The 14,232-nt window shown below is 45.6% G+C and carries 9 protein-coding genes; 7 read left to right on the top strand and 2 right to left on the bottom strand.

Annotated features, from left to right (window positions below; genetic code table 11):
- Window positions 1–67 precede the first annotated feature (67 nt).
- Window positions 68–1,447: an IS4 family transposase gene (locus ETP43_RS00240; RefSeq protein ID WP_129256711.1), complete on the bottom strand. Its 1,380-nt coding sequence runs from the start codon at window positions 1,445–1,447 to the stop codon at window positions 68–70.
- Window positions 1,448–1,885: 438 nt separating this feature from the next.
- On the opposite strand from ETP43_RS00240, the gene ETP43_RS00245 reads away from it, so the two are divergent.
- The 4 genes from ETP43_RS00245 (at window position 1,886) to ETP43_RS00260 (ending at window position 8,201) form a co-directional block, all read left to right on the top strand.
- Window positions 1,886–2,911, top strand: a complete 1,026-nt coding sequence (locus ETP43_RS00245) for an FHA domain-containing protein (protein WP_243114138.1) — start codon at window positions 1,886–1,888, stop codon at window positions 2,909–2,911.
- A gap of 175 nt (window positions 2,912–3,086) precedes the next feature.
- The gene (locus ETP43_RS00250) at window positions 3,087–5,141 is read left to right on the top strand and encodes a beta-galactosidase (protein ID WP_129256712.1); all 2,055 of its coding nucleotides are present in this window, start codon (window positions 3,087–3,089) and stop codon (window positions 5,139–5,141) included.
- A 228-nt stretch (window positions 5,142–5,369) separates the two neighbouring features.
- Window positions 5,370–6,407 carry a LacI family DNA-binding transcriptional regulator gene (locus ETP43_RS00255; protein ID WP_118634564.1) on the top strand — a complete coding sequence of 346 codons (1,038 nt, stop codon included), beginning with the start codon at window positions 5,370–5,372 and terminating at the stop codon, window positions 6,405–6,407.
- A 249-nt stretch (window positions 6,408–6,656) separates the two neighbouring features.
- Window positions 6,657–8,201 (top strand): DUF5605 domain-containing protein, encoded by a 1,545-nt coding sequence (locus ETP43_RS00260; protein ID WP_129256713.1) that lies wholly within the window; start codon window positions 6,657–6,659, stop codon window positions 8,199–8,201.
- 169 nt (window positions 8,202–8,370) lie between these two features.
- Here the strand turns inward: ETP43_RS00260 and ETP43_RS00265 are convergent, their stop codons facing one another.
- Window positions 8,371–10,641 (bottom strand): alpha-L-rhamnosidase, encoded by a 2,271-nt coding sequence (locus ETP43_RS00265; protein ID WP_129256714.1) that lies wholly within the window; start codon window positions 10,639–10,641, stop codon window positions 8,371–8,373.
- 246 nt (window positions 10,642–10,887) lie between these two features.
- On the opposite strand from ETP43_RS00265, the gene ETP43_RS00270 reads away from it, so the two are divergent.
- The 3 genes from ETP43_RS00270 (at window position 10,888) to ETP43_RS00280 (ending at window position 14,232) form a co-directional block, all read left to right on the top strand.
- The gene (locus ETP43_RS00270; protein ID WP_129256715.1) at window positions 10,888–11,499 is read left to right on the top strand and encodes a carboxylesterase family protein; all 612 of its coding nucleotides are present in this window, start codon (window positions 10,888–10,890) and stop codon (window positions 11,497–11,499) included.
- Between the two features lie 385 nt (window positions 11,500–11,884).
- Entirely contained in the window at window positions 11,885–12,364 is a 480-nt protein-coding gene (locus tag ETP43_RS00275) for a complex I 24 kDa subunit family protein (protein ID WP_022399207.1), read from the top strand.
- Window positions 12,361–14,232, top strand: coding sequence for an NADH-quinone oxidoreductase subunit NuoF (locus tag ETP43_RS00280; RefSeq protein ID WP_129256716.1), 1,872 nt, complete (start codon window positions 12,361–12,363; stop codon window positions 14,230–14,232). The genes ETP43_RS00275 and ETP43_RS00280 overlap by 4 nt, the downstream gene beginning before the upstream one ends.

The raw sequence follows: 14,232 nt of genomic DNA on the forward strand, positions 1-14,232 counted from the left end.
GACTTCCCATACCTAAAATGGGATTCGCACCTTGAAAATTCAATATTTGAGCTAACAAAATAGTGATTTATGCCGCTACAGCCTTGGAATGGAGTGCAGTTCGCAGATATTCAGGCAGTCTTGCTTCAAAATCAGCAGTAAAAGCAGCCAGCTGTTCATCGCTGAGCTTTAAGATTTCCTGAAGGCTTGCCATGAAAGCATTCATAAGGATACCAAGTGACCTGCTGAAAGTAATGTCTGCCATTTCATCAACAAGGAAGAAGAACAATTCACCAAGAGTCCGTTGATCTTCATTTTGGCGTTGTTCCATTGCTAGTAACGTATATCGGGTAAACACAATCGCTACATGAGCTGTCAGTGCATCATAGGATAAACTATGGCATTCCCCAATCAGGTTCAGCATAGATTTACAGGTTTTGAAGAAAACTTCGATCTGCCAGCGTTTTCCATAAATGCGGATGATTTCTTTCTCTGAAAGAGTCGTATCTGTACAGATAAAAGCAAGCCAGTCTTTGCGGTTCGCTTTGTTCCTTACGCATACGATTTTTGCCGGAATTGGATTTTCCTTTCCTACCATGCCATCAACAGAAAGCAGATATTTTGATCTGCCACGACGCTTTTTATTCCGGGAATAGATTTCTTTGATATTTAGCTGCTCACCATAGTACGAATATTTGATCCGGCTACTTTTCTTAATCATGGCAATCACATCCATACACTTTGAATGAATGGCTGTGATCTGTGCCGGGTTGGAAAACCAGGAATCAAACAGGACATAGTCTGCATTCAGTCCTGTACTGAGGGCTGTATCCAGTAATGTCATCATTGCCTCTGGTGCTTTTGTCTGAGCAAGCTTACGTCTTTTTCCTGCAAGTGTTCTGTGATCAAAATCCTTTACCGGGCCAATGATATTAGTATCCTTTGCGGATGCTAACAGACAGCTGTTCACAGGAATTAGTGTATTTCCATCACTCCAGCTTAAAGTAAGCATCCGGAAGCCCTTTTTAAAATGCATATCTGTGTGGTCAAAAACTTTTGAACCCAGTTCTGTTTTCTTACAGCTGGTACGGTTGAAAAGACTGTCATCAATAATGAAGACATTTTTTCTTTCCTGATTTGTCAGATCACGAATGTCATTGTTGACGATGTCGGCTGCAAGAAGAGAAGTAAAACGGAGCCAGTTTGTTTTTGCAGAATTAAGGAAACGGTAAAAAGTGTTCTTAGAAAAATCTTCCTTAAAAGAGCCGGTTCGTTGCTGCATATACATACTTCTTCCGACAAAAATGTTGCTGAGTTTGTAACGAAGCAGAGAAACAGGTGAAATACCTTTTTCTTTCATTCCGTTGCATTTGGCAAGAAGTTTGCCGACATGATGTTTGGAAAAAAATCTCTGAACACAGTCAATTAAGTTGTTCTCATCGAAATGGTTTTGTAGTATACTGGACATGGCATAAATCTCCTTTGTAAAGATGGTTTCTAGTCAACTCCATTATACCAAAGTGAACAGGTTTATGCCTTTTTATTGGCTGAAATATTGAATTTTCAAGGTTCAACACACCATATCGGTGTGGGAAGTTTTAGTTAGTAAGTAAGAAAAAATAATAACTGCTATAGTGGTCATGCTGCTAATTGCGATAGGCTTAGAACTATAGTTGATTGTCAGCAGAGATTAACAACTTTTTTGATTTTTATGGAAGTGCTTTGCTTAAAATTAGGACAGACTGCACTGTTTGACTGCCAATTTAGAATCATGGGTCAAATGATTGCGCTTAGGCATGGAAGGAATGATATATAGGCTTTTGAAAAAGTAATGACATTAAGCAAAGCGGAAATAATCGACAATCCAGAGCCGGCGTCCAGAATAATTGGAGCATTTAATTAGTATGTGACGAAGATCCTGAATTACTTTAACGATACGGAAGGATTTTCACTGACAGGATTTGAAACACTGATCCGCGAACTGAAAAATCAAAGGGTACCGGTACAGAATCCGATACCTCCAATGCGGGAGGCTGAGGAACTTCTGACAGTTCCGCTGGTACAGCAGACACCGAAGGTACAGGAGATACCGCCGGTTCAGCAGGATACGGCATATGATCCGGGAACCACGATGTTGAATGCAGGAGCGGCACCGGCCGGTGGTTATACACAACATTATGTGAATCCGAACCTTACCCACAGCCAGAGTTCGATACCGGTATCCGGTGGAAATATTCCAAAAACCTATCCGGGAACAAAACAGGAGGAGTTTGATAATGTGTCACAGCCGGAACAGCAGAAAGAAGAAGCACCGGTAAAGGAAAAGAAGGGAATTTTCGGAAGAAAAGAAAAAGGAGAGAAACCACAGAAAACAGGACTCTTCGGGAAGAAAGAAAAAACCAAGAGTACAGCTGTTTCAAAAGAGGAAACACCGAACAGACCAAAAAGTTTTCATGGGATAGCAATTCCCGGTTCTGATGTGGTTCCACAACAGGAAAATACGGCAACAACGGCGACAGCGATTCCGGCGCAGAATGTATCCATTCCGGTTCATGCAGCGCCGATTCAGAATTTTGGTGATACGGTAGATCTGCAATCCTATACAAATGCCACACAGCACACAGCAGCTCCGGCAGCGATGAAGAATCCGTGTCTGATCCGCAAGGAAACCAGGGAACAGTTCTTTCTGAAAAAAGAGGTGAACAGGGTAGGGCGAAGCCGTGAAAATGTGGATGTTTATATTACGGATAATACAAGTATCGGACGGGTACATGCGGTCTTATATCTGCGAAACGGCCGCTTATATGTGGAAGATCAGAACTCCAGAAATGGAACTTTCTTAAATGGGCATCGGGTGATCGGACAAGAAGAACTTGTGCCGGGTGCGAGTCTGCGTCTGAGCAATGAAGAGTTTAAGATTACATTTTTATAAAGCATAAGCAAGGGAGAATGTCACGAAATGTTATGTGACATTCTTTTTTTGTAAAGAATGAAACCTGTTGGATACAGGAACATTCTCCATCAAAAAGCAACATCACATATTTCTTTTCTATCTCTTGTCCTGTATAGTAAAGACAAAAGCAGAACGATCATCAGGAGGAAATACCATGGGATATACATATAACAAAAACTATCTGATAAAAGACGATAAACCCTGGTTCCCGGTCATGGGAGAGTTTCACTACAGTCGTTACCGGGATGATCTTTGGGAGGAATCATTGCGGAAGATGAAAGCAGGCGGAGTTACGGTAGTTGCCACCTATGCATTCTGGATCCATCATGAGGAAGAGGAAAGCGTATATGATTTTACCGGATGCCGGAATGTTGGAAAGTTTCTGGCTATCTGTAAGAAACTGGATCTTCCGGTGTTCCTGCGGATCGGACCATGGTGCCATGGAGAAGTGCGAAACGGTGGATTTCCGGACTGGCTGCTGGAAAAACAGATCCCGCTTCGCTGCGATGATTCGGCGTATCTTGCGCTGGCGAGACGGTACTGGGAGGCGCTGTATCAGCAGGTAAAAGGGCAGATGTATGAGGACAGCGGACCGGTCATCGGGATCCAGATTGAAAATGAATATGGTCATGTAGGCGGTCAGACCGGAGAAGCCGGTGAGCAGCATATGCGGACCTTACAGAAGATGGCAAAAGAGATTGGCTTTTGCGTGCCATTGTATACAGCGACCGGCTGGGGCGGTGCGGTGACGGGCGGTATGCTTCCGGTGATGGCGGGGTACTGTGAGGCACCGTGGGACAGCAGGTTGACGGAACTGGAAGCAAATGAGAACTATGTATTCACCGGAAACCGAAACGATACACTGGTGGCAAATGATCATCATGTTTCGGAACAGCTGACCTTTGATCCGGCAGAATTTCCTTATCTTACGGCAGAACTTGGCGGCGGACTGCAGCCTACGGAGCACCGAAGACCGGTTCCGGTAGGAACCGATATCGGAGCAATGTCACTGACAAAACTTGGTTCCGGGGTGGCGATGCTTGGGTACTATATGTATCACGGAGGAACGAATCCCAAAGGAAAATTCTCTACGCTGGAAGAGAGTAAGGCTACAGGATATCCGAATAATGTATCGGTACTGAGTTATGATTTCCGTGCACCGATCCGACAGTTCGGGCAGGTCTCAGATACTTATAAAGAGATTAAGCTGCTGGCACTGTTTGCGAAAGACTTTGGACAGGATCTGGTGACACTTCCGGCGGAAATCGATCTGGTGGGTGTGGACCCGGAAGACATGCACACGCTGCGTCTGTCCTGGCGGCATGATGACGATCATGGGTATGTGTTCTTTAATAACTATCAGAGAAAACGCCGGATGGATGCGCATAACGGTGTGACACTGGAAGGCAGATGCAAAGAAGCACCGGTGGAGTTTCCGAAGCTGGATCTTTTGCCGGGAAGCTATGGATTTTTCCCGTATCATTTCCGGGAAGGAGACGGGGAACTGCTCTCGGCAAATGCAACACCGCTTTGCAGACTGCGGGGAGAAGACGGAACATCGTGCGTGGTATTTTACGGTGATTGGGATCCTGCATTTGTGTGGAAGGATGAAAAGCATTTTCCGGTGCTTCATCTGGACCGGGAACGTGCACTGCAGGCGTGGACAGTGACGCTGGATCGGGAGTATCTGATCCTTTCGGATGACTATGTGTGGGAGGAAGATGGAAAGCTACACATAGAAGGAGGGAAGGAGACGGTGATCCGGTGTTATCCGAAACTGAAAGATTTTTCGGTTCTTCCGGATGGTTTCGAAGCGTGTGGTCTGGATCACGAGTTTACCCTGTATCGGAGAAGAGAAAAAGCGGAGGATACCAGGGTAACCGTGACAGAAGGAACTGTTGGCGAGGATTCACGGATCTACAACCTGAAAATAACTTCACCGGAAACCTGGCGAGATACGATACTCTCTCTGGACTTCGGCGGAGACAAAATAGAGATTTTCCGGGATGGCGAGATGCTCACCGACAGCTACTACACCGGCGAGCCGGTACAGATCAGCCTGCGCTACTTTGATTTCCCACAAGAATTGCAGGTAAAGATCTACCCCCTGAAAGAAGACGCCCCAAGATTCCTGGAACGCTGGCCACAGATGAAAGACGGGTGTGCGTGTGAGTTGTATGGAGTTGGAGTGAAGAATCTGGTGTGGTAAATGTAAAGATGTAAACTGAAAAAAAGGAAAGTTGTTGATAATATTCTTGTGGCACAACTTTCCTTTTTTGTTACAGTGCATATCAATAATTGGTCCAGTGGACCAATTTTGATTATTATATCCTTGCACAGAAAACAGATTTGAGATAAAATGTTTAAAAGGTTTAAAATAAACCGTTGTCAACTGAACTATAAAAACCGTTGTGATGAACAGACAGGGGGCTTCTACATGAATGTAAAATCCATAGATATCGCCAGGGCACTTGGCATCTCTAAATCCACTGTATCTCTGGCATTGAATGGAAAACCGGGCGTGAGTGAACAGACACGGCAGGAAGTCCTCGCATGTAAGAAACAGCTGGAAGAGCATGGGGTAGTGCCGCCGGGAATGTTTTCGAGACAGCCGGAACAAAGAAAAAGACAGCAGATCAAGATTGTCAAAATTACAAATGGAATGAAAAATATACAGGGAGCTGAGCTGGATCTCTGGACAGATGTGAATCAGGTATTTGAGAAAAATCTGCAAGCAAATGGATATTCGCTTGGATTACTGTATGCAGATTTCAGGGAGGAAGATCAGTCCCGCATGATTGCCGAATGTAATGCGGATGATGTGGCGGGTGTAATTATTTTCGGAACGGAATTAAAACAGGAAAACAGTCCGTTGCTTGACGGAATCCGAAAACCGTTGGTGATTTACGATGCGGCGCCGGACATTGAAAAATATCCGGTGATTCTGATCGATAACCGTCAGGGAGTAGAACTTGCAGTGAACGAACTTCTAGCGAAAGGAAATACAGATATTCAGTATCTGTGTAATCCATTACCGATGTATAATTATCTGAGCCGGCGCAGAGGTTTTCAGGAAATTATGAAACAGAAGGGGCTGGGAGATGCTTCTGATCGTATCATCAATACGGGAAGCAGTATAGAAGAAGTTCATCAGATGATGCGAGAGTATCTAAAAACAGCAAAGCTGCCTCAGGCATATATTATGGAGAGTTATCATGTTTCCATGGGAACGATTATGGCAATGAATGAATTGAATATTCGTATTCCGGAAGATGTGAGTCTGATCGGTATTGATGCTCTGCCAAGTTTTCTCACCGGAGGCATTGATATGACAAGTATCCGTGTCCCCCATACAGAAAGAGCATACTGGGCAATACAGTTGTTACTGAAGGAAATAGAACACCCGGTAAAAGAAAAATGTAAGTTGTATACAAATTGTGTGTTTGTAGATGGTGAAACAGTTAAGAAAAGATAAAAGAGAACAGTAAGTGAAAAAGTTCGGATTCCGTGTGGGAAGCTGAACTTTTTTCTTACTTTACAGGAAAGCAATTTCCTGTAAAGTAAGAAACGCTCCGCGAGGATGTACCGAGGCACGTTCTTAGTTCTATGGACAATGAGCAAAGACATATATTTACAGAAAAAGTTGAAAATAAAAATGAAAAGGTTTAAAATATAAACAAAAAATAAATAAAATAAACATAAATTTAAATAAAAGAGAAAGAATATGAGAAGATACAATTATGAAAAACAGGTGGAAAAATGGGATGTTCTGGAAGTGACCGCAGACGGTCATTCCGACAAAAATCCATTTGTAGATTATAAGATTCACGGAACCTTTACCGGAAAACATGAGACAGTGACCGTGGACGGATTCTATGACGGGGAAGGCGTATACAAAGTAAGATTTATGCCGTCTTTTGCGGAATCGTATACATTTGAAGTGACAGGAAGTGCGGTAGACGGGGAAGTTCTGACCGGAGAGTTTCAGGTAACACCGGCGGGCGAGGGAAACCACGGATCGATTCGCGTGGCAAATACCTATCATTTTGCCTACGAAGACGGAACGCCTTATTATTCCATCGGCACAACCTGTTATGTGTGGGAGTTACAGTCGGACGAACTGATCGCACAGACGCTGGAAACACTGAAAAACAGTGCGTTTAACAAGATTCGTTTCTGCGTGTTCCCGAAACATTATGATTACAACCTGGGGGAACCGCGCTCTTATCCATATGAAGGAACACCGATGGATTCGAGTGTGCTGACCAAAGAAAACTTTCTGGAATATACCGGAAAGACCGAAGGTAATCACTGGGATTTTGAGAGATTCAATCCGGCACATTTTCAGCATATTGAAAAATGCATCCTGGCGCTGCGTGACCTTGGCATCGAGGCGGATCTGATTGTGATGCATCCGTATGACCGCTGGGGATTTTCCCAGATGACGAAAGAGCAGGATGACCTGTACTGGAAATACGTGATTGCGCGTTTCTGTGCATACCGAAACATCTGGTGGGCACTGGCAAATGAATATGATCTGTTCCCGAAAAAAACAGTGGAAGACTGGGAGCGTTACGCAAAGATCATCTGTGAGAAAGATCCATACAATCATCTGCGTTCCATCCACAACTGTATCCCGTTCTACGATCACAGCAGACCGTGGATCACACACTGCAGTATCCAGAGACAGGATCTGTACAAATCTTCCGAGTATGTCAACGAGTGGAGAGAACGGTACAAAAAACCGATCGTACTGGATGAAATCGCATACGAAGGAAATATCCAGCACGGCTGGGGAAATATTTCTCCACAGGAAATGGTGAGACGTTTCTGGGAAGCTGTCTGCAGGGGTGCTTATCCGGGACATGGGGAAACGTATATGAATGAAAATGACATTCTCTGGTGGTCTCACGGCGGTGTGCTTCACGGAGAGAGTCACAAACGGTTTGCTTTCCTGCATAAGATCATGTGTGAGACACCGGGAATCGGTCTCTGCCCGTATGAAAAATGTGGCTGGGATGAGGTTTGCGGAACGCCGGAGGAGAGCACACAGAAACAGAGTCCGGTGAAAGATTATTATCTGTTCTATTACAGCTTCATGCGTCCGTCTTTCCGGGAATATCATTTTGATGATGAGAGCAAATTCCAGGTCAATGTCATTGATACCTGGAACATGACGATTGAAGACCGCGGAGTATTCAGTGGCAAGTTTAAAGTGGAACTGCCGGGAAGAGAGTATATGGCGGTACAGATTAAACGGATGAAATAAAGAAAATATAATGCAAAAAGAAGAACATTGCGGACTGGTATCGGTCGCAATGTTCTTCTTTTTGCATGGTATATCAATATTTGTATGGTTCTTGATGACAGTGTGAAATATATGGAAAACTTGGAACAGGTTTCACGCTGTCATGATAGAAATCTCTGCTGTTTGTGTATCAGGAAAGCACATAATCCCCGCCTGTATATTCCCGTTCGATTCCGTCCGGGCAGGTTACGATTGCGCGGGTCTGTTCCGGAACGTGGAATTTCAGCGTATATCCATGCTTGGCAGAAGCGTCCTTCTCCCAGCGGCAGGTAATCGTTCCGTACGGGCACTTGTGGGAAACTTCCGCAAATGTCAGCTGTTCGCCGATGACAGGTGCCAGACGGAAGGTTTTATATCCCGGTTCCACCATCGAGAGTCCGCCGATGCAGGTGTAGAGCCAGTTTCCGACAGCGCCGTAGGCATAGTGGTTAAAGGATACCATATCCTGCGGACCGTCATCGGACTGGTTGATCGTACCGTCCGGAAGCAGGGAGTCCCAACGTTCCCAGGAGGAGGTAGCGCCGCACTGGATCGGATAGAGCCATGACGGGCAGGTATCCTGGAATAAGAGGTCGTAGGCTTCCTGTACCATTCCCTCATCGGAAAGAGCGGCGAGAAGTTCTGCGGTTCCGACAAATCCGGTTCCCAGATGATTGCCACGTGCGCGGATATCGTCCAGCAGATCACGTAGCGCACGCGGACGCTGTTCCGGGAGCAGCAGATCAAAACGAAGCGTAAGTGCATAGATACTCTGGAAACCGTCGGTGATATGTCCGTCCGGTTCGACAAAAGTATCGCGGAACGCCTGGCAGACCGTGTGGAAAAGTGCGTCATAGGCGGCGGCATCTTCTGTTTTTCCGAGAATGGCAGCAGCTTTGCTCACAATCTGTGCAGAATGTGCGTAGTATGCGGTGGAAGTCCATTTTGCACAGTCTATCCAGTCGTTGATGTCTTTGCCCGGAGCCAGCCAGTCGCCGAGCTGCATGCCGTGTTTCCAGATGTAGCGGGGGCTGTCTTCTTCTACGATATCTGCCAGCTGTTTTTCCGTTTCCACCCATGCTTTCATACTCTCATACTGCTGTTCCAGAATCGAGACATCTCCGGAAGATTGGTACACTGCCCACGGAACAAGTGTTGCGGCGTCACCCCAGAGGGCATCACACTGATCAAAATTCTGTGCCCAGAAATCAGAAGTACGGTCATTGATAAAGTTGTTGCTCGGACAGATCCACGGTACTACGCCGACTTCTTTCTGAACGATCGCAAGGTCCGCCAGCCATTTTTTCATAAAGGTTGTAATATTCATGTTAAATGCAGCAGTTGGCGCAAATGCGGCAATATCGCCGGTCCATCCGCAGCGCTCATCTCTCTGCGGGCAGTCCGTCGGGATATCGACGAAGTTTGCTTTCAGACTGGTGACGATGTTGCGCTGTAACTGATTAATCCGCTCGTCCGAACAGTGGAAGGAACCGATGCTTTCCATATCGGAATACATTTCGTAGGCACAGATATTTTCTTCAGATACCTCCATACCCTCCACGGAAATATACTGAAATCCCATATAGCAGAATTCCGGCAGATACTCGTTGACACCCTCTTTGCAGATGTAGGTAAGTGTCTGTTTTGCGGTACGCAGGTTGCCAGTGTACAGTTTGTCGTTCTGGATCAGTTCCCCGTGACGGATGACGACTTTCTGTCCTTCCTTCGCGGTAAATGGTCCGATCTTTACGATACCTGCCATATTTCTGCCAAAATCAATAAGGGTAATGCCGTCCCGATCCTGAAAGATCCGTTTTGGTTTCACCTGCTCATGCAGCCTGACCGGAACGCCCTGTATCGGAACAAGCGCAGGCGGAACCGTGCCGGTATATTCCGTGGCATTTACAAAAGAAGCGTTGTCTATATTTATACGGGCATCGTATTCTTCACCGTCAAAGAAGCTGGCGTGTCTGCGCGGACCATCCGTGGTCACCTCAAAAGAAGCATCAGTTCCGATGATCTGCTCGCTGCCGTCGGAAAGCGTGAGATGCAGCTCTGCCAGGAGCGCACGTTTCTCTCCGTAGCAGTTTTCGTTGTTACAAAGCCCCAGCCGACCGGTATACCAGCCATCGGCAAGTTCGGCCGTCAGAACAAAGCTGTTTTTCCCTTTCAGAAGAGAAGACACATCGTATTTCTGATATTGCAGCCGGTTATTGTACTCCGTATACCCCGGAGCAAAGTAGGAATCAGAGACTTTTTCCTGATCCAGAAAAATACTGTATATCCCCAGTGCAGTTGCATAGATCATTGCGTGTTCAACATTTTCAGGTAATGTAACCTGTTTGCGGAAAAAATAAGGAGCGACTTCACTGTCCCTGTCAACAGCCGCCGGCCCGGTAATCCATTTTGCAGAAAAATCCATAGTAAAAACCCTCCCAAATCTGCGTTTGTGTGTAATGTTACTGTCTTTATTATTTTACCAAGAGGAAGGAGCATCGGCTAGTGTCAAGTGCAGAAATTTGTCACTTTTCTAAAACGGAAATAACGGCAAAGTGTTCGCAGACAAAAATGGTAAACCAAGATATTATGTGAAAAAGCATTATATTTCAAATCTAAGGAATTCAAATTATCAAGTCTAAATCCATTCAATTCCATTCAGGAAATCTCAATGCTTTTCCAAAAATCAAAAAAGCAAAGAGGTTATTTGGTGTCTCGAAGCCTGTTCTGTTATATCATTTCTGACAGCGAACTACGGGCAACGGTGGAAAAAGTATACGGGGATCATACGGATGATGTGATTACTGCATTTACAAAAGCATATCCGGAGAAAAATGTGCTGGAGCTGTTATCCATCGACCGTGCGATGCGGGAAGCCTCCGTGCGTGTGGCAAAACTTTTTGCACAGGGATCCGGGAAAGCATATCTGTATAACTTTATTTTTGAATTCCCGTTCCATCATGGAAAAACCGCATGGCGCTGCGCGGATATCCCGTTTTTCTTTGGTAATACCGAACTGGTGGAATCCTGTGGAATCCCGGAGGTGGCGGAGAAACTCGAAGATGAAATCTTCGGGGCACTGTTGCATTTTGCACGGACAGGAGAACCGGGAACGGAGATCCTGCCATGGCCGGCAGTCACACCGGAGGATGTTCCGACGATAACGTTCGACCGGGAAAGCCGGGTACGCCATAATTATGATGACGAAGTATCTGCGGAAATCAATAAAGTGCTGCCGCCGTTCAGCTTTGCGGATATGACAGGGGAAGATATTCAACATTAAAAAATAACAAAAAGGAATGCCAATGTTCTTTTGTGAAGAAATTCATGGAAAAACATTGGCATTTTTTTATTTAATATTCCTATTTGACATACCAGATATAGTAGGAACAAAAAAAATACCACGACATATTGATAAAAAATATCGTTATATGAGAAAAGTTCGTTAAAATAACAACAAATAAGCGAAAAACAAAATGTTTATTGTGCAAAATGATAAAATGAAGTATAATGGTGATAGTGACATCTGTGCAAAATGCAAAAACGAGTGACAGCGATATGGAGGTTGAAACTGCAATTCGCGCAAAACTGTTCAGAGGGGAAACTGAGCAGGTACGGAAAGTTATCGAAAATCAAAAAAGGGCAATGAAGTGAAAGGAGGAAACTACATGCTGGATCAATCTTATTACCAGAAAACGGATGAGATTATCGAACACTACGGCCGCAAGGCAGCTTCCCTGATTCCGATCATGCAGGATATTCAGGCAGAATATCGTTATCTGCCGGGAGAACTGCTTACTTATGTGGCAAAAGAAATCGGAGTCAAAGAGGCAAAAGCCTACAGTGTGGCGACATTCTATGAAAACTTTTCCTTTGAACCGAAAGGAAAATACGTGATCAAGGTCTGTGACGGAACAGCCTGTCATGTAAGAAAATCCATGCCGGTAAAAGAAGCTTTGATGAAAGAACTGGGACTCAGTAATAAGAAACACACAACGGATGATATGTTATTTACCGTAGAGACCGTATCCTGTCTGGGGGCTTGTGGACTGGCGCCGACTCTGACCGTGAATGACGAAGTACATCCGAAGATGACACCGGAAAAAGCTATCGAGCTGTTAAATGAATTGAGAGGAGAAAGCGTATGAGTATAAATTGCCGTGAAGATCTGTTAAACAGACAGGCAAAGGTAAATGAAGAAATCAAATCGTATACCTGTCGCGTTCTTGTCTGTTCCGGTACCGGCTGTATCGCATCCGGTGCTCAGAAAATTTATGAAGAAATGGAAATCCTGTGTCGTGATATCGACGGTGTCACCGTGGAGATGCAGAAAGATGTTCCACATATCGGAGTCATCAAAACAGGTTGTCAGGGTCTGTGTGAACTGGGACCTCTGATGCGTATCGAACCATATAACTATCAGTATGTACATGTACAGCCGGAAGACTGTAAAGAGATCGTGGAGCGCACGATCCTGGAAGGACAGCCGGTAGAGAGACTGTTCTACCGTGATCATGAGACCGTCTGTCCGCATCCGGACGATATTCCGTTCCTGAATCAGCAGACACGTATCGTTCTGGAAAACTGTGGAAAGATCGACGCAGAGTCGATTGACGAATATATCGCAGCCGGTGGATATCAGGCACTGGCCAAAGCACTTGGCTCCATGACCCCGCAGGATGTTATCGAAGAAGTTACAAAATCAGGACTTCGCGGACGTGGCGGTGCGGGATTCCCTGCAGGAAAAAAATGGTCACAGGTAGCCCGTCAGAAAGAAAAAGTACGATATGTGGTGTGTAACGGTGATGAGGGTGATCCGGGTGCGTTCATGGATGGTTCTGTAATGGAAGGTGATCCGTATAAGATGATCGAAGGTATGACCATCGCCGCTTATGCAGTAGGTGCAGAAGACGGATATATCTACGTGCGTGCAGAGTATCCATTATCCGTAAAACGTCTGCGCATGGCGATCGAACAGGCAGAGGCAAATGGTCTGTTAGGTGATCATATCCTTGGTTCGGATGTGAACTTCCATCTGCATATCAACCGTGGTGCAGGTGCTTTTGTATGTGGTGAGGGATCGGCTCTGACGGCATCCATCGAAGGAAACAGAGGTATGCCGCGTGTAAAACCACCGCGTACCGTTGAAAAAGGTCTGTGGGAAAAACCGACCGTGCTGAATAACGTAGAAACATATGCCAATGTACCGAAGATCATTCTGGAAGGTGCAGACTGGTTCCGTACCATCGGTACCGAGGGAAGCCCGGGAACAAAGACATTCTCTCTGACCGGTGCCATTGAAAATACCGGTTTGATCGAAGTGCCTATGGGAACAACACTTCGTCATATTATTTATGATATCGGCGGCGGACTCAAGAGTGGTGCTGCTTTCAAGGGCGTACAGATCGGCGGACCGTCCGGCGGATGTCTGATCCTGGATCAGCTGGATGCGCCTCTGGACTTTGATTCGGTAAAGAAACTGGATGCCATCATGGGATCCGGTGGACTGGTAGTCATGGATGAAAACACCTGTATGGTAGAGGTAGCCCGTTTCTTTATGAACTTTACCCAGCGTGAAAGCTGTGGAAAATGTGTTCCGTGCCGAGAGGGAACCAAACGTATGCTGGAGATCCTGGAGCGGATCGTAGACGGCAAGGGTGAGATGTCAGATCTCGATGAGCTGGAAGAACTGGCGCACATGGTACAGAGTATGGCTCTGTGCGGTCTTGGAAAGAGTGCACCGCTTCCGGTCATCAGTACATTAAACCGGTTCAGGGATGAGTACGAAGAGCATATCCGGGATAAAAAATGCCGTGCGAAAGTCTGTACAGCACTCCGTAAGTTCCATATCAATCCGGAATTCTGTATCGGATGTGGAAAATGTGCGAAGAACTGTCCGGCAGGAGCGATTACCGGAGCTATCAAGCATCCGCATCAGATCGACAACGATCTGTGTATCAAGTGTGGTGCCTGTAAAGATAACTGTAACTTTAATGCTGTATATGTGGAAATGTAG

The sequence above is a fragment of the Blautia faecicola genome, assembly GCF_004123145.1.
GTDB lineage: Bacteria > Bacillota > Clostridia > Lachnospirales > Lachnospiraceae > Oliverpabstia > Oliverpabstia faecicola.

Excerpts from the sequence above, each read along its gene's own strand:
- ETP43_RS00255 (WP_118634564.1), top strand. The coding sequence starts at position 5,370 with ATGAATGTAAAATCCATAGATATCGCCAGGGCACTTGGCATCTCTAAA.
- ETP43_RS00260 (WP_129256713.1), top strand. The coding sequence starts at position 6,657 with ATGAGAAGATACAATTATGAAAAACAGGTGGAAAAATGGGATGTTCTG.
- ETP43_RS00280 (WP_129256716.1), top strand. The coding sequence starts at position 12,361 with ATGAGTATAAATTGCCGTGAAGATCTGTTAAACAGACAGGCAAAGGTA.
- ETP43_RS00275 (WP_022399207.1), top strand. The coding sequence starts at position 11,885 with ATGCTGGATCAATCTTATTACCAGAAAACGGATGAGATTATCGAACAC.
- ETP43_RS00270 (WP_129256715.1), top strand. The coding sequence starts at position 10,888 with ATGCTTTTCCAAAAATCAAAAAAGCAAAGAGGTTATTTGGTGTCTCGA.
- ETP43_RS00250 (WP_129256712.1), top strand. The coding sequence starts at position 3,087 with ATGGGATATACATATAACAAAAACTATCTGATAAAAGACGATAAACCC.
- ETP43_RS00240 (WP_129256711.1), bottom strand. The coding sequence starts at position 1,447 with ATGTCCAGTATACTACAAAACCATTTCGATGAGAACAACTTAATTGAC.
- ETP43_RS00265 (WP_129256714.1), bottom strand. The coding sequence starts at position 10,641 with ATGGATTTTTCTGCAAAATGGATTACCGGGCCGGCGGCTGTTGACAGG.